Below are 20,648 nucleotides of genomic sequence, written 5' to 3' on the forward strand. Positions count from 1 at the left end.
GCTCTAGACTCGACAGGCAGACGAGGACTCGAGGAGGAGCCCCCCGGATGAACGCCGACGAGATCGCTGCCGGCCGGGCGCGCTGGCAGGCCCGGTACGATGCCGCCCGCAAGCGGGAAGCCGACTTCACCACGCTGTCGGGGATGACGGTCGACCCGGTCTACGGGCCACCGGAGGGGGTGGCCTACCCGGGGTTCGACCGGATCGGCTGGCCGGGCGAGTACCCGTACACCCGGGGCCTCTACCCGACCGGCTACCGCGGCCGGACCTGGACGATCCGGCAGTTCGCCGGGTTCGGCAACGCCCAGCAGACCAACGAGCGCTACAAGATGATCCTCGGCGCCGGTGGCGGCGGGCTCTCCGTCGCCTTCGACATGCCGACCCTGATGGGACGGGACTCCGACGATCCGCAGGCGCTCGGTGAGGTCGGGCACTGCGGGGTGGCGATCGACTCCGCCGCCGACATGGAGATGCTCTTCGACGGCATCGACCTGGCCGGCGTGACCACCTCGATGACCATCTCCGGCCCGGCGGTGCCGGTGTTCTGCATGTACCTGGTGGCCGCCGAGCGGCAGGGCGCCGATCTGTCCACCCTGGACGGGACGTTGCAGACCGACATCTTCAAGGAGTACATCGCCCAGAAGGAGTGGCTCTTCGACCCCGAGCCGCACCTGCGCCTGATCGGTGACCTGATGGAGTACTGCGCCGCCGAGATCCCGCGCTACAAGCCGCTGTCGGTCTCCGGGTACCACATCCGGGAGGCCGGCGCGACCGCCGCGCAGGAGTTGGCGTACACCCTTGCCGACGGGTTCGGCTACGTCGAACTGGGCCTGTCCCGGGGCCTCGACGTGAACGTCTTCGCCCCCGGCCTGAGCTTCTTCTTCGACTCGCACGTGGACTTCTTCGAGGAGATCGCCAAGTTCCGGGCCGCCCGGCGGATCTGGGCCCGCTGGCTGAAGGAGGTTTACGGCGCGACCAGCGAGAAGGCGCTCTGGCTGCGGTTCCACACCCAGACCGCCGGGGTCTCGCTGACCGCCCAGCAGCCGGTCAACAACGTGGTACGCACCGCCGTGGAGGCCCTGGCGGCGGTGCTCGGCGGGACCAACTCGCTGCACACCAACGCCCTCGACGAGACCCTCGCCCTGCCCACCGACGAGTCCGCCGAGATCGCCCTGCGTACCCAGCAGGTGCTGATGGAGGAGACCGGGGTGACCAACGTGGCCGACCCGCTGGGCGGCTCGTGGTACGTCGAGGCGCTCACCGACAAGATCGAGGCCGAGGCGGAGGAGATCTTCGCCCGGATCCGGCAGCTCGGCGGTGAGGGCCCGCACGAGATCGGCCCGATGACCTCCGGCATCCTGCGTGGCATCGAGGACGGCTGGTTCACCGGCCACATCGCCGAGTCGGCCTTCGTCTACCAGCAGGCGCTGGAGAAGGGCGACAAGAAGATCGTCGGGGTGAACTGCCACACCGGCACGGTCGCCAAGGAGCTGGAGATCCTGCGCATCTCGCACGAGGTGGAGGTGGAGCAGCGCCGGGTGCTCGCCGAGCGGAAGGCCGGCCGGGACGAGGCCGCGGTGCAGGCCGCCGTCACGCGCATGGTCGAGGTGAGCCGGACCGGGGGGAACATGATCCCGGCGATGCTCGACGCGGTCCGCGCCGAGGCCACCCTCGGCGAGATCTGCAACGCGCTGCGCGCCGAGTGGGGCGTCTACCGCGAGCCCGCCCGCTTCTGACCACCGTAAAGGAAGGGCCCCTTCTTAACGCTTCCGGTATAGGAAGGGGCCCTGCTTAACACCGCAGCCCTCCCGGGCGTTGCCGGGCGGGCTGCGTCGACCTGTCCGCTGTGCGGGGGTACCGGCTCCGACCAGCCGCGAGAGTCACATTTGTGGCTGCCACGGTTGGTCTGCGTTGGGCGTCGCGCGTGCGAGACTAGACAACCATGAGCGACCCACGGATCACCCCGTCGATCTTCACCCGCGGCGCGGTAGACCTCGGCGCGCTGCGTAGCGCGGCACCGACCCCCGCCCGACCCGCCACCGGCGCTCCCGCCGGTACACCCGCCGCCCCCGTGCCGGGCGGCGGCGGAGCGGTCACGGTGATCGACGTCACCGAGGCGACATTCCAGTCCGAGGTGCTCGAACGCTCGCTGACCACACCGGTCGTGGTCGACTTCTGGGCCGAGTGGTGCCAGCCCTGCAAGCAGCTCTCCCCGGTCCTGGAGCGGCTCGCCATCGAGGGCGGCGGCGCCTGGGTACTCGCCAAGATCGACGTTGATGCCAACCCGCGTCTCGCGCAGATGTTCCGCGTACAGGGCATCCCGATGGTCTACGCGGTGGTCGGCGGTCAGCCGGTCGACGCCTTCTCCGGCGTGGTGCCGGAGGCCCAGCTCCGCCAGTGGCTCGACGCCGTACTCAAGGCCGGCGGGGTCGAGGTCAGCACGTCCGAGGACCCGCGGATGGCCGAGGCGGACGACGCCCTGATGGTCGGCGACCTGGACGCCGCCGAGCAGGCGTACCGGAAGATCCTCGCCGAGGCACCGGCGGACAAGGCGGCCGAGGCGGGCCTGGCCCATGTCACGCTGGCCCGGCGGGTGAGCGGGGCCGATCCGGGCAGCGCGCTGGCCGCCGCCGAGGCGAACCCGGACGATGTCGACGCCCAACTACTCGCCGCCGACATCGAGGTGCTCAGTGGCCAGGCCGAGCAGGCGTACGCCCGACTGGTCGCCGTGGTCCGACGGACCGCCGGCGACGAGCGGGAGCGGACCCGGCAGCACCTCGTCTCGCTCTTCACCATCGCCGGCCCGGACGATCCGGCCGTGGCCGGCGCCCGTCGGGCACTCGCCAGTGCACTCTTCTGAGCAGCGGCGATCCTGACCCAGCCGGCAGTAGCGACCTTGACCTAGACGACTGCGCGGGCCGGCCCGGCCGGCCCGCCCGGACCACGAGGACGGGAGCCCATGACGCGCCGGATCGCCGTCCTCGACGCACCGACCAACCTCGGCCTACGGCCGCCGACGTCCACCTCGGTTCCGGGCTGCGCGAAGGCACCGGGAGCCCTGCGTGACCACGATCTGCTCACCCGGCTCGGCGCCCGGGACGCCGGCTGTCTGACGCCGCCCCGGTACGACCCGGGTGACTGGCGCCCCGGCGACGGCGTCTGCCACGCCCGGGAGATCGCCGCCTACTCCACGGCGCTGGCCGAACGGATCGGCGGGATCATCGACCGGGGGGAGTTTCCCCTGGTGCTCGGCGGGGACTGCTCGGTGCTGCTCGGGTCGGCGCTGGCCATGCACCGGCTCGGTGAGGCGGTGGGCGGCCGGATCGGGCTGGTCTTCGTCGACGGGCACTCCGACTTCCGGCACCCGGGCAACGCGTCGTACGTGGGCGCGGCGGCGGGGGAGGACCTGGCCCTGGTGACCGGCCGGGGGCAGGCCGACCTGGCCGCGATCGAGGGTCGCCGGCCGTACTTCCGGGACATCGACGTGGTGGTGCTCGGCATCCGGGCACAGGACGAATACCGGCTGGACCTCCAGGCAGCCGGCATCATCAACCGGCCGGTACCCCTGCTCCGCGCCGAGGGTGCGGCCCGGACCGCGCAGTGGGCCCTCGACCAGATCACCGACTGTGTCGGCTACTGGGTGCACGTCGACGTGGACGTGCTCGACCCGGCGGTGATGCCGGCCGTCGACGCGCCCGACCCGGGTGGGATCGCCTTCGCCGAGCTGGAGATCCTGTTGGCCGGGCTGGTGGACACCCCGCACTGCCTCGGCGTCGAGCTGACCGTCTTCGACCCGGACTACGACCCGGACGGGGCGTACGCCGCCGAGATCGTGGAGACCCTGGTGGCCGGGCTCGCCCCGGTCTCCGCCCCGGGGGCCGTGCCGCCGGCCGGTGCCGGTGGCGCCGACCAGCCGACGGACCCGTCGGCAGACCGGCCGACGAACCCGTCGATGGACCGGCCGATGGACCGGCCGACCGGGTGGACCGGGCCGACCCACCCGTTGCTGCCGACCCAGCCCGGTGCGGTTGAGGGGTCGACCGCGCCAGCCGGGCTCGACGGCATCGTGGCGAGCTGACCCGGCAGTGTCCGGTCAGCTCACGGTTGCGCCACTTGATGATCCCGCTACTTCACCGAAAGAGGGCTCTCCGGTGGACGCCGAAGGGCCTACTTCCGGTAAGTAGGGCGATCTTCGAGCGGGCCCGCCGCCACGCTGCCGGGCCGCCACGCTGCCGGGCCGCCACGCTGCCGGGCCGCCACGCTGCCGGGCCGCCACGCTGCCGGGCCGCCACGCTGCCGGGCCGCCACGCTGCCGGGCCGCCACGCTGCCGGGGTGCAGCGCTGCCGGGGTGCAGCGCTGCCGGGGTGGCGCGCCGACCCGTGGGATCAGCGCAGGGCGCGCAGGAAACGCTCGATGGCCGGGACCGCGCTCGCCGCACTCGATCCGCCCTGCTCCACGAAGACCGCGAAGGCCACATCGCCCTGCCAGCCCACGAACCAGGAGTGGGTGTGGGCCGGGTTGTCGTCGTACTCGGCGGTGCCGGTCTTGCCGTGCACCGGCCCGCCCGGCACGTCGGCCAGGGCCGTCGCGGTGCCCCGGGTGACCACCTCGCGCATCATTGTGCGCAGCAGGTCGACCGAGCCGGCCTTGAGCTGAGGCCCGGCCGGGGCCGGCTGAGCCGGCCCCGGATCCAGCACGAGCTTCGGCTGCTGCCACTGGCCACGCGCGACCGCCGCGGTGGCCGACGCCATGGCCAGCGGGCTGACCTGGGTGGTGCCCTGCCCGAACGCGGCGGCGGCCCGTTCGGCGGCCGACCCGCCGGTGGAGACCCGGCCGGTGAAGGCGTCCAGGCCGAGGTCCCATTTGCCCTCCAGCCCGAGCGAACGGCCCGTCTCGGCCAGTCCGTCCGGCCCGAGCTTCGGCGCGAGAGCGGCGAAGGCGGTGTTGCAGGACTTCGCGAAGTCGACCCGGAAGGGCACGGTACCGAGGGCGAAGTTGTCGGAGTTCTTGAACGACCGACCGTCTACGGTGACGGTCCCCGGGCAGGCGACCGGCCCGTCCAGGGTGACCGCCCCGGCGTCCAGCAGGCCCAGCGCGCTGACCATCTTGAAGGTGGACCCGGGCGGCACCTGCGCGGTGAAGGCCAGGTTCTCGCCGGCCGGACCGGGGCCGTTGGCGGCGGCGAGGACGGCCCCGTCACTGATCCGGACCGCGACCAGGGCGGCCCGCCGACGCTCGGCGCGCAGCGCACTGTCGGCCGCGTTCTGCGTCGCCACGTCGAGGGTGGTGCGCACCGGCTCACCGGGCTTCGGTTCGGCCCGGAACAGCTCGTCCCCGGTCGGGGCCACCGCCCCCTCCGGTCCCTTGCGGTTGACCACCACGCTGAGCCCGGGCCGGCCGCGTAGGCGCTCGTCGTACCGGCCCTGCAACCCGCCGTGACCCACCAGGTCACCGGCCGCGTAGCGGTCCGGCTTCGCCGCCAGATCCTCCTTGAACGCGGGGTCGACCGAGCCGAGCACGGCCCGGGCGAACTCGCGGGTCGGGGCGAGGTCCCGTTGCTCCTCACGGAACTTGGTTCCCGCCAGGTCGTAGATCCGGGGTTTGATCTGAAGGTACGCCTCGCGACGGAGGGTGACCACCTCGACGAAGTCGCCCCGCCCGGCCGCCGCCAGCCGCTTCGGCAGGTCGGTCAGGTCGACCGGCGGGTTCAGCGCGGGGCGGATCGCCCGGAACGCCGAGTTCAGGCTCTTGACCAGGGCGCCGGGATCCTCGACCTGGTTGGGCTGGACGCCGACCACCACCACCGGTCGGGGTGCCACGATCGGGGTACCGGCGGCGTCGAGCACCGCCGCCCGGGGTGCCGGGTCCCGGCGGACCGCCAGCCGGTCCCCGCTGGTCAGACCCTCGTGCACCAGTTGCGGCTCCCAGATGACCTGCCACCGGTCGTCGCCGCCCCGGACCAGCCGGACCGGTCGGTCGTACCCCCAGGTCACGTCGCCGGGGAGCGCCCACTCGACCCGGATGGTGGCGTTCGCGGTGTTCCCGGTGACCGTGGCACCGCCGGTCCGTTTCAGCGTCGGTGGGCTCTTCGGCAGCCCGCCGGTGAGTTCACGGAGCTGCCCGGTCACCTCGTCGGCGGAGACCCGGTCGCCGGCCGGGTTGCGGAACCCGACCGCGTTCAGGTTCCCGGAGCGCCAGCCGGACAGGAACGCGTCCACGCTGTCCTCCGGCCCGTCCCCGCTGGAGCAGCCGACCAGCGCCGCACCGGCCAGCGCGAGGCACGCCAGCGCCGCGCGCAGCCGCGGTGGGCGGTGGCGACGGATCGGGTACGCATGACGCATGCTCGGCCATCCCTTCGTTTCGGTACGGGCCGGAACCGACGGTAGTACGGGTCGACGACCGCCCGCTGTCCCGGGTCGGACCAGGGGTGCGACGAAACCGTGTCCCGCCATCAGGTGAGGAAACTGCCCGGTAGGGGTACTCCCGTCCTGCCCCGGCCCCGTATCACAACGGGAGAACGGCCAGAGTCCGGGTCCGGACGTCTCGGCTGGTGGTCCGCCGAGGGGCGAAGTGATCGGGAGGGCCTAGGCTGAGCGGCGAGTGACCCACAACGTGGTGGGTCGAGGGGAGTGGCACCGATGGACCGGCGTCCGGCAGTCAAACCGGGACCCGATCTCCGGCAGGTTGACACCAGCCGGGACGACAGCTTCGATTCGGCGACCGACGGCGACGGCGTCGGCAGTCGCCTGCACAGTGGCGTGACCGGAGTTTCCGGTGCGAGCCTGGACACTCTGTACGATCTCGGCCTGCCGCCCGAGGCGCTCGCCGACGACGCGGAGGACGCCGAGCTCGACGAGCCGGTACCGAACGCCGAGCGCCTGGTCGCCCAGGCGGTTGCGTTGGCCGGGGACGATCATGACGCGGCGACCCTGGTGGACCGGTTCTGGCGGTTCGCGCCGGACGAGGAGCTGATCGGCTTCACCGCCGAGGAGATGCTCGCCGCCGCCCGGGAGCACCGGGACCTGGCCCAGCAGCGGGTACCGGGCGAGTTGAAGCTGCACATCCACGAACCGGACGCCGAGCAGCAGCACACGGTCATCGAGATCGTCACCGACGACATGCCGTTCCTGGTGGACTCGGTCACCGCCCTGCTCACCGCCCACCACCTGGACCTGCACCTGCTGGTGCACCCGCTGGTGGTGGTCCGTCGGGAGCCGCTGGGCCGGCTGACCGAGGTGGCCGCCGACGTCGAACCGGACGACGCGATCGACGGGGACATCGTCGAGAGCTGGATGCGGATCGAGATCGACCCGGTCCGGGACCCGAAGGAGCGGGACGGGCTGCGCCGCGAGTTGCAGCGGGTGCTCACCGACGTCCGGGAGGCGGTCGAGGACTGGCCGAAGATGCGCCAGCAGGCCCTCTCCCTCGCCGACGACCTGGCGGCGGCGCGTACCTCGGAGAACCGTCCCCCGGTGCCGGAGAAGGACATCACCGACTCGGTCGAGCTGCTGCGCTGGCTGGCCAACGAACACTTCACCTTCCTCGGCTACCGGGAGTACCGGCTGGCCGCCGACGAGCGTGGCGAGCAGGCGCTGGAGGCGGTGCTCGGTACCGGGCTGGGCATCCTGCGGCAGGACCGTCCGGAGGCGCGGGCGCTGTCCTCGATGACTCCGGAGGCGTACCAGAAGGCGCTGGAGAAGCGCCTGCTCATCATCACCAAGGCGAACTCGCGGGCCACCGTGCACCGGTCGGCCTATCTCGACTACATCGGCTTCAAGGTCTTCAACGAGGCCGGGGAGGTGGTCGGCGAGCGGCGTTTCCTGGGGCTGTTCTCCACCGCCGCCTACCGGACCAGCGTACGCGAACTGCCGGTCGTGCGCCGGAAGGTCGCCGAGGTGATGGAACGGTCCGGGCTCAGCGAGCGCAGCCACTCGGGCAAGGACCTGCTCCAGATCCTGGAGACGTACCCGCGTGACGAGCTGTTCCAGATCAAGACCGACGACCTGTACCACGCGGCGGTCGGTGTGCTACGGATGGCCGGGCGCCGGCAGTTGCGGCTGTTCCTGCGCCGGGACGGCTACGGCCGGTTCATCTCCTGCCTGATCTACCTGCCCCGGGACCGGTTCACCACGCAGAACCGGCTGCGGATGCAGGAGATCCTGCTCCGCGAGCTGAACGGGGTCGGGGTGGACTACACCACCCGGGTGACCGAGTCGATGCTGGCCCGGGTGCACTTCATCGTGCGGACCGATCCGGCCAGCCCGCCCGGCGAGGTGGACGCCGACCTGCTGGCCGAGGAACTGGCCGACGCGACCCGGCTCTGGGACGACGACTACCGGCTGGTGCTGGAACGCAAGCTCGGCGACGAGCAGGCCAAGCACCTGTTCACCCGGTACGCGGACGCCTTCCCGGAGGGCTACAAGGACGGTCACACGCCGTACGAGGCGATGAAGGACTTGGCCAAGCTGGAGCTGCTGGAGGAGCCGGGCCAGCTGGAGATGCACCTGTTCCGCCGGCAGCAGGCGCCCCGGCCGGGCCGGATCCCGGAGACCGACGGGCTGAACGTCCGGTTCAAGGTGTACCGGTACGGCGAGCCGATGATGCTCTCCGCGGTGCTGCCGGTGCTGCACTCGCTCGGCGTACGGGTGGTCGACGAGCACCCGTACGAGGTGGACCGGGTCGACGGCCGGATCTGGCTGTACGACTTCGGTCTGCGGCTGCCCGAGGGACACCAGGACCTGGCCGAGGTACGCCCGCACGTGGAGAACGCCTTCGCGGCGGCCTGGCGGGGCGAGGCCGAGGTGGACGGCTTCAACGAGCTGGTGCTGCGCGGCGGGCTGACCTGGCGGCAGGTGGTGGTGCTGCGGGCGTACGCGAAGTACCTGCGGCAGGCCGGGACGGTCTTCTCCCAGGACTACATGGAGCAGACGTTCATCGCGTACCCGTCGATCGCGGCGTTGCTGGTGGAACTCTTCGAGGTGCGGTTCTCGCCGACCCTGGAGCTGGCCGCCGAGGCGCGCAGCCAGCGGGCCCGGGAGCTGGTGGACGGCATCGGGCAGGCGCTCGACGACGTGTCCAGCCTGGACCAGGACCGGATCCTGCGGTCGTACCTGACGCTGATCCAGGCCACCCTGCGGACCAGCTTCTTCCAGCGTCGCTCCGACGGGCGGCCGAAGGAGTACGTGGCGTTCAAGCTGGACCCGCAGGCGATCCCGGATCTGCCGCAGCCCCGCCCGAAGTACGAGATCTTCGTGTACTCGCCCCGGTTCGAGGGGGTGCACCTGCGGTTCGGGTCGGTGGCCCGGGGTGGGCTGCGCTGGTCCGACCGGCGGGAGGACTTCCGTACCGAGGTGCTGGGCCTGGTCAAGGCACAGATGGTGAAGAACGCGGTGATCGTGCCGGTGGGCGCCAAGGGTGGCTTCGTGCTCAAGCAGAAGCCCGGCGACCGGGACGAGGCGGTTGCCTGTTACCAGGGTTTCATTTCCGGCCTGCTGGACGTCACCGACAACATCGTCGGCGGGAAGATCGTGCCGCCGGTCGACGTGGTCCGGCACGACGGCGACGACCCGTACCTGGTGGTGGCGGCGGACAAGGGCACCGCGACCTTCTCCGACATCGCCAACGAGATCTCGGTGTCGCACAACTTCTGGATGGGGGACGCGTTCGCCTCCGGGGGTTCCGCCGGGTACGACCACAAGAAGATGGGCATCACCGCCCGGGGCGCCTGGGAGTCGGTGAAGCGGCACTTCCGCGAGTTGGGGCACGACACCCAGACCCAGGACTTCACCGTGGTCGGTGTGGGTGACATGTCCGGTGACGTGTTCGGTAACGGGATGCTGCTGTCGGAGCACATCCGGCTGGTGGCCGCCTTCGACCACCGGCACATCTTCCTGGACCCGTCGCCGGACGCGGCCACCTCGTACGCCGAGCGGAAGCGGCTGTTCGACCTGCCGCGCTCGTCGTGGGGGGACTACAACCAGGAGCTGATCTCCGCCGGGGGTGGCGTCTTCCCGCGTACCGCCAAGTCGGTGCCGATCACGCCGCAGGTCCGCGCGGTGCTCGGCCTCGACGACGGGGTGACGAACATGTCCCCGGCGGAGCTGATGAAGGCCATCCTGACCGCGCCGGTGGACCTGTTCTGGAACGGCGGCATCGGCACCTACGTGAAGGCGTCCAGCCAGACGAACGCCGAGGTCGGCGACAAGTCCAACGACGCCATCCGGGTCGACGGCCGGGACCTGCGCTGCCGGGTGGTCGGTGAGGGCGGCAACCTGGGCTTCACCCAGGTCGGCCGGATCGAGTACGCCCAGTCGGGCGGCCGGATCTACACCGACTTCATCGACAACGCGGCCGGGGTGGACTGCTCCGACCACGAGGTCAACATCAAGATCCTGCTCGGTACGGCGGTCGCCGACGGCGACCTGACCGTGCCCGAGCGGGACGAGCTGCTGGCCGAGATGACCGACGAGGTCGCCGAGCTGGTGCTGCGGGACAACTACGACCAGGCACGGGCGATCAACAACGCGCAGGCCCAGGCGGCGTCGTTGCTGCCGGTGCACCGGCGGATGATCACGGATCTGGAACGGTCCGGGGTGCTCAACCGCGAGCTGGAGGCGTTGCCGGCGGACGAGGAGCTGGCGGTCCGGACCGACACCGGGCTGACCGCGCCGGAGTTCGCGGTGCTGTTGGCGTACGTCAAGATCGCGCTGGAGCGGGAGATCCTCACCGACGGGCTGCCCGACGAGGCGTGGACGACGGAGGTGCTGACCAACTACTTCCCGACCCCGCTGCGGGAGCGGTACGCCGGCCGGATGGGCCAGCACCGGTTGAACCGGGACATCGTGACCACGGTTCTGGTCAACGAGGCGGTCAACCGGGGCGGGATCACCTTCATCTACCGGGTGGTCGAGGAGACTGCGGCCTCGGCGGCGGACGTGATCCGGGCGTACGTGGTGGTCCGGGAGGTCTTCAGGCTGCGGGAGCTGTGGGACGCGGTCGAGGCGCTGGATAACCGGGTGCCGCCGGAGTTGCAGACCACGGTCTACCTGGACAGCCGGCGGCTGCTGGACCGGGCGGTGCGCTGGCTGGTGACCAACCGGCGTTCGCCGATCGACGTGCCCGCCGAGATCGCCCGGCTGCGCGACGGTGTGTCCGGGCTCCTGCCGGAACTGGGCAACCTCTTCTACGGCGCGGAGCGGGAGGCGCTGGCCGAGCACATCGAGATGATGATCGGGCGGGGGCTGCCCCGGGAGCTGGCCGAGACGTCCACCCGGTTGATGTACAGCTTCGGGCTGCTCGACGTGGTGGAGACCGCAGCTCAGACCGGGCGGGACGTCGGCGAGGTGGCTTCGGTCTACTTCGTCCTCTCCGACCGGTTCCGGGTGGACTCCCTGCTGTCGAAGATCTCCCTGCTGCCCCGGGAGGACCGCTGGCAGACCCTGGCCCGGATGGCCCTGCGGTACGACCTGTACGCCGCTCTGGCCGCGCTCACCGCCGAGGTGCTCGGTTCGACACCGGCGGAGTTGCCGGCGGCGGACCGGGTGCACGAGTGGGAGCAGTCGAACGCCACCTCGATCAGCCGGGCGCACCGGGCGATGGGGGAGTTCGACGAGTCCCGGGCTGATCTGGCCGCCCTGTCGGTGCTGCTGCGACAGATCCGTACCCTGGTCCGGACCTCCGCCGCCACCTGACCGGCCGGCCGACCCGCATCCGGCCGCCGGATAGCAGCCGGCTCACGGATCCGTCTCGGCCGGTCCGGATCGGGGGCGTGTCGTTGTGGTGAGCGTGATACCTCCCAGTCATTTTTATGACTGGGAGGTATCACGCTCGTCAGCGGACTCGAGGTCGGTCAGGGGCGCCCGGTGGCGGCGACGAACGCCCGCCAGGCTGCCGGGCTGAAGCGCAGGACCGGGCGACCTGCTCCACGGGGCGGTCAGTGACCTCTACCACCCGAACTGGGTGTAAGGAAGGGCCCCCGCTTAACGCTTTCGGTAGAGGAAGGGCCCCTTCTTAACAACGAGCGCTTAAGAAGGGGCCCTTCCCCGCACCTGCCCGGGGTCCGCCGTGCGGCGGCTCACGGTGCGCGGCTTCACGGTGCGGCGGCTCACCGCACGCTGGCGAAGACGACGACGTTGTCGAGGTAGGTGCGCTTCTTCTTGTCGAAGGTGCCACCACAGGTCACCAGGCGCAGTGCCGTGTTGGGTGCGGCGGCGTACACCAGGTCGGTGGGGAAGGACGCCTTCGGGAACGCCTTCACCCCGTCGACCGTGAACGTCACCACCTTTCCGTCCTTCCGGCTGACCTGGATGGTGTCGCCGGGGCGCAGCGCGCCGAGCTTGAAGAAGACGGCCGGGCCGAGTTCCTTCGAGTCGACGTGCCCGACGATGACCGCACTGCCGATCTCGCCCGGGCTCGGTCCGAACTGGTACCAACCGGCCCGGTCCGCCTGCTTGAGCGGCGGTACCTCGACGCTGCCGTCCGGGTTCACCCCGAGCGACATGATGTCGGCGTTGACCCCGATCCGGGGGATCCGTACCCGGGTCGGGTCGGACCGATCAAGGCCGACCGGCGCGGCCGGCGCGGCCGGAACGGCCGGTGTCGACGTGGCGCCAGCGCCCCCGGCATCCGGTGCCGGCGCGAACCGGGTCGGGGCGGCTTCGGAGACCGGTTGCGGGGGTCTGGGTGCCGGCCTGGTGAACGCGGCCACGACCAGGCCGGCACCGAAGATCCCCACCAGCGCGAAGAGGGTGACGAGCGCGAGGCCGACGGCCCGACGCGGAACTCCGCGTGGGCCGCCGACTCCCCTCGTCACCGGATCAGGCCGGAGTTCCATCGGCCTGACGCCGCCGCAGCACCAGCATGCTGCCGAGCGCAGCCGCCGCCACCAGGCCGATTCCGCCGGCCGCCATGCCGGTGCTGGTGGTCGCGCCACCGTCACCACCCTCGACGTGGCCGCGCGGGGCGACAACGATCTCACCGACGGCGCACGAGCCCTTCAGCTCGTACGTCCCCGGGCGGGCGTGCCGGTCGACCTGGGCCTCACCGGTGTAGACGAACTTCCGGTGCTCGGACCCGGTGTCGCTGCCACCCTTGCCGCCCTTGTGCTCGTCTCCGTTCTCGGCACCGCTTTCGCGACCGTTCTCGCCACCGTTCTCGCTACCCGGCCGGCCACCCTTGTGGTCGTCACCGTTTTCGCTACCCGGCCGGCCACCCCTGTGGTCGTCACCGTTCTCGCCACCGGGCTGGCCGCCCGGCTCCCCCCTGTGGTGGGGTGCCGGGTGCAACTTGACCTCGCCGGTCACCTTGGACCACGCCTTGGCGTGCTCCTGCGCCTCGGAGCAGATCTGGACGATCTCGATGCGCTGGCCCGGGTGGACGGTCGCCGGCTCGGTGAAGATCTTGCCCCACTTGTGGGGAGCCGGAGCCTGGTCGGCGAGCGCGATGCCGGGCGCGCTGACGAGCAGGGCCGCACCGCCCAGCGCGGCACCGACGACCAGCTTGCCGAGGAACTTCTTTGCCATGACTTCCCCCTCTTGTGACTATTGCTCGCGTTTGACGAGCTACGACCGACGTTAACGAGTTCATGAGCTTTCATCAGGTTTTTCCGGCACTTGCCCTGAATTCGTCTCGGCGGTCGTTAGCTGTGGTAGGGGGTATATCGGGTGTTGCCTCCCTTAGCGGTTTGTTAGCGGATGATCTGCCGGTGCGAGCCCGGTTGGCGGGTAAGCCGGGTTGCCGGCGGTGTGCGGCGGATCCGCACGGTTCGGCCGGCGAAGGCCCAGGTCAGACCCGGGTGGCGAAGACGATGACGTTGTTCAGGTAGGTGTTCTGTTGTCTGTCGAAGGTGCCGCCGCAGGTGACCAGGCGAAGCCCCGCCCGGTCGGACGGTCCGTACACCAGTGCGGTGGGGAAGGCGTTCTTCGGGTACGACCGCACGGCGTCCACCCGGAACTCCACTACGCTGCGGTCCTGGCGGGTCACCAGGATCCGGTCCCCGGCGGCCAGTTCACCGAGCCGGAAGAAGACCGCCGGCCCGAGTTCTGCCGAGTCGACGTGTCCCATCAGCACCGCATTGCCGATCTCGCCCGGGCTCGGCCCCCGGCCGTACCAGCCGGCCAGGTGCGCCTGGCTCATCGGGGGCACCTCGACGGTGCCGTCATCCCGGACGCCGAGCAGGAGCACGTTGGCCCGTACCTTGATCCGCTCGATGGTGACGAGCACCGGAGCCGAGCGGGGCAGACCGGGATCGGCGGATCGCCCGCCCTCGGCGAGGTCCGGGTCGGCGGCGTCCGGCGGCGGTGCGGGCAACGGGGCATCGAGATCGGCTCCGGCGGCCGGCTGTGGCGGGGTCACCGGGTCGGGTGCGGTGAGCGCCAGGCCGGTGAGGCCCGCCCCGGCCAGGGTCAGCAGGATGACGATCAGGATGCCGGCGGCGCGCCACGGTGATCCGTGACGGCCGCCGGCTCCCCTCGTCATCCAGTTAGCTGAGGTAGTCACCGGTACGGCGGCGACGTACCAACAGGAGACCACCGAGTGCGGCGGCACCCAGCAGGGTGGCCCCACCCGTGGCCAGGCCGGTCTCGCTGGCCATCCCGGTACGGGTCGAGCCGCCGTCACCGCCGTCGACCCAGCCGAGCGGTGCGACGATCAGTTCGCCCCGACCGCAGGACCCCTTGAGTTCGTAGCGCCCCGGCTTCGTGTGCCTCGGCACCTCGAAGCTGGTCCAGTAGACGTAGCCGCCGTGGGCCCGCTGCGCCGCGTCGTGCCCGAAGTCAGCCGGGTTTGCGGTGGGCTGGTCGGGCGTCATGACGCCCGCGCCCGCACCGGCCGGTGCGGGTGGCTGCTCGGTGTCCGGCAGTTGGTCGTTCGGCTGGATTGTGGGCTCCGGCTGGGCCGTGGGCTGGTCGGTGGGCGGTGCCGGTGGCTGGGTCGGCCAGTCGGTGGGCGGTGCCGGTGGCTGGGTCGGTCCGTCGGTGGGCGGTGCCGGAGGTCGGGTCGGTCCGTCGGTGGGCGGTGCCGGTGGCTGGGTCGGTCCGTCGGTGGGCGGTGCCGGAGGTCGGGGCGTCGGATTCCAGTCCGGCTTCCAGTCCGGGTGCCAGTGCTTCTTCCAGTTCTCGTAGTCCCGGTCGCCCCCGGTCGGCAGTGGTTTCAACCGCAGCTTGCCGGTGACCGACGACCAGGCCCAGGGATGCCGCTGTGGTGTGTGGCAGACCAAGAAGAGTTTCGCGCGTTGACCGGGGCTGACCGTGGGTGGCCAGGTACCGAGGTGGCCGCGCTGGTGGGTGCCGTGCTCGTGGTGCCGGCCATCCGTCTGCGGCGGTACTACCTCCGCCTGTGCCGCTGCGGGGGCAGCGAACAGGGCCACCCCACCCAGCGCCGCACCGGCGATCACCCTGCTGAGGAACTTCTTAGACATGACTTCGGGTCACTCCATCCCCTCTAGCCGTGGGGCTCGACGGCAGCCGAGCCATCACCGAGCGTAGAGCTTTTGTGAGTTTCGGTCGTGTTAATCCATGTTTTCACCTGTCCAAGACCTTGGCCCGGGTACGAACCTTCTGCGCCGGGGGCAGAGGTCTCCCACCGGCCGGGTCGAATGCGTCCTGCGGGGTACTCTTTGGGCGGCCCGGTCCCCGGCTGCCGGTTCGCTTCGGACCAGGCCTTTCTGGGCTGTTCACGGCCATCTCTGCCTGGTCGATGCGGATCGGGTGTTGTCTTGGAAGCGCTCCCATGCAAGAATCTGGGCACTGCGTAGGGGAGCCACACCGCGCAGTCGACGCCGAGGGCAACCGGTTTCTTCCGGACGGCGTCCCACACGGCCGAAGGGCAATCGGCCGGCACCACCCATCACTGCTGCCCGTCCGGGCTCGGGCAACCCACCACACCCGATGACGCGCCGCGGATCCGTCCCCAGAGTGACGTCCGTCAGGCGGTCGTGCCGGTCCCGTTCCGGGTCCGGTCTCGCCCAAGGAGATCAGTGGTAATGAGTTTCTGGAGAAACGTGTCCGGCCGACGCCGGGCGATCGCGCTCGCCGGCGCGAGTGCGCTGGTCGCGGGGGGTATGGTCACCCTGCCGGTCACCATGGCCCACGCGGCCGCCGGCTGCGAGGTGCAGTACACGACGAACGACTGGCAGGGCGGCTTCACCGCCAGCGTCACCATCAAGAACCTCGGCGACGCGGTCAACGGCTGGACCCTCGGCTTCACCTTCCCCGACAGCGGTCAGCGGGTACAGGGTGGCTGGTCGGCGACCTGGGCCCAGAGCGGCAGCCAGGTCACCGCGAAGGACCTGGGCTGGAACGGTTCGTTGGCCTCCGGCGCCTCCACCAACATCGGTTTCAGCGGCCTGTGGAGCGGCAGCAACCCGAAGCCGGCCTCGTTCACCCTGAACGGTGTGGTCTGCAACGGTGGCACCACGCCGACCAGCGCGTCGCCGACGCCGACCACCCCGACGCCGACGCCGACGCCGACGGACCCCACGCCGAGCCCGACCACCCCGACCCCCACGCCCACCCAGGGCACCCGGGTGGACAACCCCTACGTCGGGGTACCGGGTTACGTGAACCCGGAGTGGAAGGCCAAGGCCGAGTCGGTGGCCGGCGGTAACCGGGTCTCCAACAACCCGACCGCCGTCTGGATCGACCGGATCGCCGCCATCAACGGCACCGACAACAGCAGCTCCAACGGCGCGATGGGTGTCCGGGACCACCTGGACAGGGCCCTGGCCCAGGGTGCCGGTTACATCCAGTTCGTCATCTACAACCTGCCCGGCCGGGACTGCGCCGCGCTGGCCTCCAACGGTGAGCTGCGCCCGGAGGAGCTGCCGCGCTACAAGGCCGAGTACATCGACCCGATCGCCGCGATCCAGGGCGACCCGAAGTATCGCAGCCTGCGGATCATCAACATCATCGAGATCGACTCGCTGCCGAACCTGGTGACCAACACCTCCGGCCAGCCGGGCGGGACCGCGATGTGTGACACCGTGAAGGCGAACGGTGCCTACGTCAACGGCATCGGGTACGCGCTGGACAAGCTCGGTGCGATCGGCAACGTCTACAACTACATCGACGCCGCGCACCACGGCTGGATCGGCTGGGACAGCAACTTCAGCCCCACCGCCCAGATCCTGAAGGACGCCGCTGTCGCCTCCGGCAGCACCGTCAACAACGTGCACGGCTTCATCGTCAACACGGCGAACTACTCGGCGCTGAAGGAGACCAACTTCAAGGTCACCGACACCGTCAACGGCACCACCGTGCGTCAGTCCAAGTGGGTCGACTGGAACTACTACGTGGACGAGCTGTCGTTCGCCCAGGCGTTCCGTAACGAGCTCGTCTCCAAGGGCTTCGACTCCAAGATCGGCATGCTGATCGACACCTCCCGCAACGGTTGGGGTGGCTCGGCCCGGCCCACCGGCCCTGGCCCGCTGACGAGCGTGGACGCCTACGTCAACGGTGGCCGCATCGACCGGCGGATCCACGCCGGTAACTGGTGCAACCAGTCCGGCGCCGGACTGGGCGAGCGCCCGAAGGCCGCCCCGGAGCCGGGCATCGACGCCTACGTCTGGATCAAGCCCCCGGGTGAGTCGGACGGCTCCAGCGAGTACATCCCGAACGACGAGGGCAAGGGCTTCGACCGGATGTGCGACCCGACCTACACCGGTAACGCCCGTAACGGCAACAGCATGAGCGGTGCCCTGCCCAACGCGCCGATCTCCGGCGCCTGGTTCCCGGCCCAGTTCGCGCAGCTCATGCAGAACGCGTACCCGCCGCTCTCCTGAGCAGCACCCCGTACCACCAGCACCGCACAGGGGCGCCCCCGGTCCACGGACCGGGGGCGCCCGTCCCGTCCGGGGTCACGGCACGGTCTTCTCCACCGCGGCCTGCCCCTCCCGGGCCAGGTCCTGCCGGGCCCGCTCGACGTTCGCCGGGGTGGGGTCCTGGCCCCGCGCGGCGGCGAGATCCTCCGGATCCCAGGGCTGCTCCCCGCCGGTACGGATGTTGCTCCCGCCGCCCGGTGAGCCGGCGCCGTACGGGTCGCCGATGATCTCCTCGGTGGGCGGGAACTCACCGGCCGACGTCCCCGGCTCGCTGAAGGCGGGGGATTCCGCGTCCGGCCCGCCGCCGGTCACCAACTGCGGCACCGTGGTCTCGTCGTCCACCGCCGCGGCCACCTCGGGGCTTTCCTCCAGCGGCCGGTCACGTTCGGTCATGATGTCGCCCTCCTGTCCGTACGGGCGCCGACGGGCGCCGGCAGGTGCGCGCTTCTCCTTCCGGATTGGCTACCCGGGATGGGGCGCGCCATGCCCGCCGTCGTCCGGCCCGTCCCCGGGGGCGGCCGACCGGGGCTCCGCCGGCCGCAGCCACTGCCAGAGCAGGAAGAGCAGACCGAGCGCGAGCATCCCGAGACCGGACCAGAGGTTGATGCGTACCCCCTGGGCCTTGTCCAGCGCCGCCCGGCCGTCGAGGAAGCCGACGGTGGTGACGATCAGCCCATACACCACGAAGAGCCCACCGATCACCCGCCGGATGTCGAACAGCCGGGCCGCAGCCGACCGCCGGCGTTCCTGTTCGGTCTCGACGACGAGTTCGTCGGGTGCCGGCCCGGTGTTGCCGGTCGACGGCCCGGTTTCGTCGGTCAACGGTCCACCCCTTCCTCGGACCCGACCGGTCTCAGAAGACCGGCAGGTAGAGCAGTGCGGAGAGCAGCAGCACGATGCCGCCGAGCAGTGCCGGCGAGCGGTACCAGGCCCGGTCCCCGGTGAGCATGTCGCCGTCCCGGTCCACCCCACCCAACCCGTACACCAGACCGTGCAACTCCCGGTCGGGTTTGGGCCTGGTCAACGGGGTGAGCACCCCCGCGACCACCACCACCAGGGCGAACGCGATGCCGGCGCCCCAGAAGCTCTCCTCCAGGTCGGAGTCGAAGTGCAGCACCCCGCCCTTGTAGAGCAGGTAGGTCGCGAGCGAGCCCAGGGTGCCGACCAGCAGTGACCAGAAGCCGGCCAGCGGGGTCATCCGCTTCCAGAACATGCCGATGATGAAGGTGGCGAAGAGCGGGGCGTTGAACAGCGAGAAGAGCGCCTGGATGTAGTTCATGATGTTGCTGAACCCGGCGGCGATGAACGCCGTACCGATACCGATGAGCACACCCCCGATGGTGGCCAGCCGGCCGACCCGCAGGTAGTACTCGTCAGGCCGGTCCCGGTGCACGTACGCCTGCCAGATGTCGTACGTGAAGACGGTGTTGAAGCCGCTGACGTTCGCCGCCATGCCGGCCATGAACGAGGCGAGCAGGCCGGTCACCGCGACCCCGAGTACGCCGTTGGGCAGCAGGTCCCGCATCAGCAGCGGGACCGCGTTGTTGTACTGGAGGTCCCCGCTCTCCGCACCCAGCCCTTCGACGGTGACCAGGGCGATCAGCCCGGGGATCACGGTCACCGCCGGGATCAGCAGTTTCGGGTACGCGGCGATGATCGGGGTACGCCGGGCGGCGCTCATGTTGCGGGCGGACAGCGCCCGCTGCACCTCGGCGAAGTTCGTCGTCCAGTAGCCGAACGAGAGCACGAAACCGAGCCCGAAGACGATACCGATCCAATGGGCGCCGAGCGGGTTGGCGCTGCCCCCGGTGTCCGCCCAGGTGTGCAGGCCGGCCTCGCCGAGCCGCGAGTCGCGGACCGCGTCCATCAGCCCGCCCACCCCGCCCACCTTGGCCAGGCCGAGCACGGTGATCGGGATGAGCCCGGCCACGATGACGAAGAACTGGAGTACCTCGTTGTAGATGGCGCCGGAGAGCCCGCCGATGGTGATGTACGTCAGCACGATCGCCGCGCCGACCACGACGGCCACCCCGAGCGGCCAGCCCAACAGCGCCTGCATGATCAGGGCGAGCGCGTAGAGGTTCACCCCGGCGATGAGCACCTGGGCGACCGCGAAGCTGACGGCGTTGAGCAGGTGCGTCGGGCGGTTGAACCGGAGCCGCAGGTATTCCGGGACGCTGCGCACCCGGGAGCCGTAGTAGAACGGCATCATCACGATGCCGAGGAAGACCATCGCCGGCACCGCGCCGATCCAGTAGTAGTGCAGCGTCATCATGCCGTACTGGGCGCCGTTCGCGGCCATGCCGATGATCTCCAGCGCGCCCAGGTTCGCCGAGACGAAGGCGAGCCCGGTCACCCAGGCCGGTAGCGACCGGCCGGAGAGGAAGAAGTCGACGCTGGTCCGGATGGCGCGTCTGGCGGCGAAACCGACGCCGAGGACGGTGACGAAGTAGAGCGCCAGGATCGTGTAGTCCAGCGCGTTCATGTCCAGCCGCAGTCCGCCGCCCATCCTGTCACCCTTCGCCCGGCATCGACAGGTATCGGCGGTACTACCCTCTGTGCAGGATTTTACTCCCGAAGGCGTTGGTTGGTGTGGCTGCCGGTACGCCGGTCGCCCCGGTGCGGTGCACCTGGAGGCACCCCCAGCCGGTTGGTGACCCCCCGGTTCGCGTCCACGGGTGTACCCCGTGGATCATGGAGTTGTGGTGGGCGTTATGCGGCCCGGTGGGGCTTATGTTCCCACCACAACTCCATGATCGGCAGGGCGGGCGCGGGTCAGTCGCCGCGCGCCCTACGGGTGGCCCGGTCGTTGGCCTTCTCGATCGCCTTGAC

The 20,648-nt window shown here is 70.7% G+C and carries 13 protein-coding genes; 5 read left to right on the plus strand and 8 right to left on the minus strand.

What is annotated here, in order from left to right; all coding sequences use genetic code 11:
• Nucleotides 1–47 precede the first annotated feature (47 nt).
• The 3 genes from V6U90_RS12730 to V6U90_RS12740 all read left to right on the plus strand — a co-directional run bounded on the left by V6U90_RS12730 (nt 48) and on the right by V6U90_RS12740 (nt 4,078).
• Entirely contained in the window at nt 48–1,736 is a 1,689-nt protein-coding gene (locus V6U90_RS12730) for an acyl-CoA mutase large subunit family protein (RefSeq protein ID WP_334434856.1), read from the plus strand.
• Nucleotides 1,737–1,942: 206 nt separating this feature from the next.
• Nucleotides 1,943–2,860: a tetratricopeptide repeat protein gene (locus V6U90_RS12735; RefSeq protein WP_334434858.1), complete on the plus strand. Its 918-nt coding sequence runs from the start codon at nt 1,943–1,945 to the stop codon at nt 2,858–2,860.
• Nucleotides 2,861–2,959: 99 nt separating this feature from the next.
• Nucleotides 2,960–4,078, plus strand: coding sequence for an arginase family protein (locus V6U90_RS12740; protein ID WP_334434861.1), 1,119 nt, complete (start codon nt 2,960–2,962; stop codon nt 4,076–4,078).
• 308 nt (nt 4,079–4,386) lie between these two features.
• Here V6U90_RS12740 and V6U90_RS12745 read toward each other — a convergent pair whose 3' ends face one another.
• On the minus strand, nt 4,387–6,342 hold the full coding sequence (locus tag V6U90_RS12745; RefSeq protein ID WP_334434864.1) for a penicillin-binding transpeptidase domain-containing protein: 1,956 nt from the start codon (nt 6,340–6,342) through the stop codon (nt 4,387–4,389).
• Nucleotides 6,343–6,639: 297 nt separating this feature from the next.
• Here V6U90_RS12745 and V6U90_RS12750 point away from each other — a divergent pair, with 297 nt between their 5' ends.
• On the plus strand, nt 6,640–11,691 hold the full coding sequence (locus tag V6U90_RS12750; RefSeq protein ID WP_334434867.1) for an NAD-glutamate dehydrogenase: 5,052 nt from the start codon (nt 6,640–6,642) through the stop codon (nt 11,689–11,691).
• Between the two features lie 413 nt (nt 11,692–12,104).
• On the opposite strand, the gene V6U90_RS12755 is transcribed toward V6U90_RS12750, so the two are convergent.
• From V6U90_RS12755 to V6U90_RS12770, 4 genes are all read right to left on the minus strand, one after another.
• Nucleotides 12,105–12,833, minus strand: coding sequence for a class F sortase (locus tag V6U90_RS12755; RefSeq protein ID WP_442933576.1), 729 nt, complete (start codon nt 12,831–12,833; stop codon nt 12,105–12,107).
• The gene (locus tag V6U90_RS12760; RefSeq protein ID WP_334434873.1) at nt 12,817–13,521 is read right to left on the minus strand and encodes a hypothetical protein; all 705 of its coding nucleotides are present in this window, start codon (nt 13,519–13,521) and stop codon (nt 12,817–12,819) included. Before V6U90_RS12760 ends, V6U90_RS12755 begins: the two co-directional genes overlap by 17 nt.
• Nucleotides 13,522–13,783: 262 nt before the next feature.
• Nucleotides 13,784–14,476, minus strand: a complete 693-nt coding sequence (locus tag V6U90_RS12765; protein WP_334434875.1) for a class F sortase — start codon at nt 14,474–14,476, stop codon at nt 13,784–13,786.
• A 4-nt stretch (nt 14,477–14,480) separates the two neighbouring features.
• Complete coding sequence (locus V6U90_RS12770) at nt 14,481–15,416, minus strand: hypothetical protein (protein ID WP_334434877.1); 936 nt, start codon at nt 15,414–15,416, stop codon at nt 14,481–14,483.
• 564 nt (nt 15,417–15,980) lie between these two features.
• On the opposite strand from V6U90_RS12770, the gene V6U90_RS12775 reads away from it, so the two are divergent.
• The gene (locus tag V6U90_RS12775; RefSeq protein ID WP_334434879.1) at nt 15,981–17,777 is read left to right on the plus strand and encodes a glycoside hydrolase family 6 protein; all 1,797 of its coding nucleotides are present in this window, start codon (nt 15,981–15,983) and stop codon (nt 17,775–17,777) included.
• A 75-nt stretch (nt 17,778–17,852) separates the two neighbouring features.
• Here the strand turns inward: V6U90_RS12775 and V6U90_RS12780 are convergent, their stop codons facing one another.
• From V6U90_RS12780 to V6U90_RS12790, 3 genes are all read right to left on the minus strand, one after another.
• Complete coding sequence (locus tag V6U90_RS12780) at nt 17,853–18,209, minus strand: hypothetical protein (RefSeq protein ID WP_334434881.1); 357 nt, start codon at nt 18,207–18,209, stop codon at nt 17,853–17,855.
• A gap of 69 nt (nt 18,210–18,278) precedes the next feature.
• Nucleotides 18,279–18,638, minus strand: a complete 360-nt coding sequence (locus V6U90_RS12785) for a hypothetical protein (RefSeq protein WP_334434883.1) — start codon at nt 18,636–18,638, stop codon at nt 18,279–18,281.
• 31 nt (nt 18,639–18,669) lie between these two features.
• Nucleotides 18,670–20,325: a sodium:solute symporter family protein gene (locus V6U90_RS12790; RefSeq protein WP_334434885.1), complete on the minus strand. Its 1,656-nt coding sequence runs from the start codon at nt 20,323–20,325 to the stop codon at nt 18,670–18,672.
• Nucleotides 20,326–20,648: the final 323 nt, after the last annotated feature.

Origin of the sequence: Micromonospora sp. CPCC 206060 (assembly GCF_036906895.1) — a bacterium.
Classification (GTDB): Bacteria; Actinomycetota; Actinomycetes; order Mycobacteriales; family Micromonosporaceae; genus Micromonospora.

What these genes read in the sequence shown, in the direction of transcription:
- V6U90_RS12775 (WP_334434879.1), top strand. Translation starts at nt 15,981, where the DNA reads ATGAGTTTCTGGAGAAACGTGTCCGGCCGACGCCGGGCGATCGCGCTC.
- V6U90_RS12760 (WP_334434873.1), bottom strand. Translation starts at nt 13,521, where the DNA reads ATGGCAAAGAAGTTCCTCGGCAAGCTGGTCGTCGGTGCCGCGCTGGGC.
- V6U90_RS12755 (WP_442933576.1), bottom strand. Translation starts at nt 12,833, where the DNA reads ATGGAACTCCGGCCTGATCCGGTGACGAGGGGAGTCGGCGGCCCACGC.
- V6U90_RS12735 (WP_334434858.1), top strand. Translation starts at nt 1,943, where the DNA reads ATGAGCGACCCACGGATCACCCCGTCGATCTTCACCCGCGGCGCGGTA.
- V6U90_RS12790 (WP_334434885.1), bottom strand. Translation starts at nt 20,325, where the DNA reads ATGGGCGGCGGACTGCGGCTGGACATGAACGCGCTGGACTACACGATC.
- V6U90_RS12740 (WP_334434861.1), top strand. Translation starts at nt 2,960, where the DNA reads ATGACGCGCCGGATCGCCGTCCTCGACGCACCGACCAACCTCGGCCTA.
- V6U90_RS12730 (WP_334434856.1), top strand. Translation starts at nt 48, where the DNA reads ATGAACGCCGACGAGATCGCTGCCGGCCGGGCGCGCTGGCAGGCCCGG.
- V6U90_RS12765 (WP_334434875.1), bottom strand. Translation starts at nt 14,476, where the DNA reads ATGACGAGGGGAGCCGGCGGCCGTCACGGATCACCGTGGCGCGCCGCC.
- V6U90_RS12770 (WP_334434877.1), bottom strand. Translation starts at nt 15,416, where the DNA reads ATGTCTAAGAAGTTCCTCAGCAGGGTGATCGCCGGTGCGGCGCTGGGT.
- V6U90_RS12750 (WP_334434867.1), top strand. Translation starts at nt 6,640, where the DNA reads ATGGACCGGCGTCCGGCAGTCAAACCGGGACCCGATCTCCGGCAGGTT.
- V6U90_RS12745 (WP_334434864.1), bottom strand. Translation starts at nt 6,342, where the DNA reads ATGCGTCATGCGTACCCGATCCGTCGCCACCGCCCACCGCGGCTGCGC.
- V6U90_RS12780 (WP_334434881.1), bottom strand. Translation starts at nt 18,209, where the DNA reads ATGACCGAACGTGACCGGCCGCTGGAGGAAAGCCCCGAGGTGGCCGCG.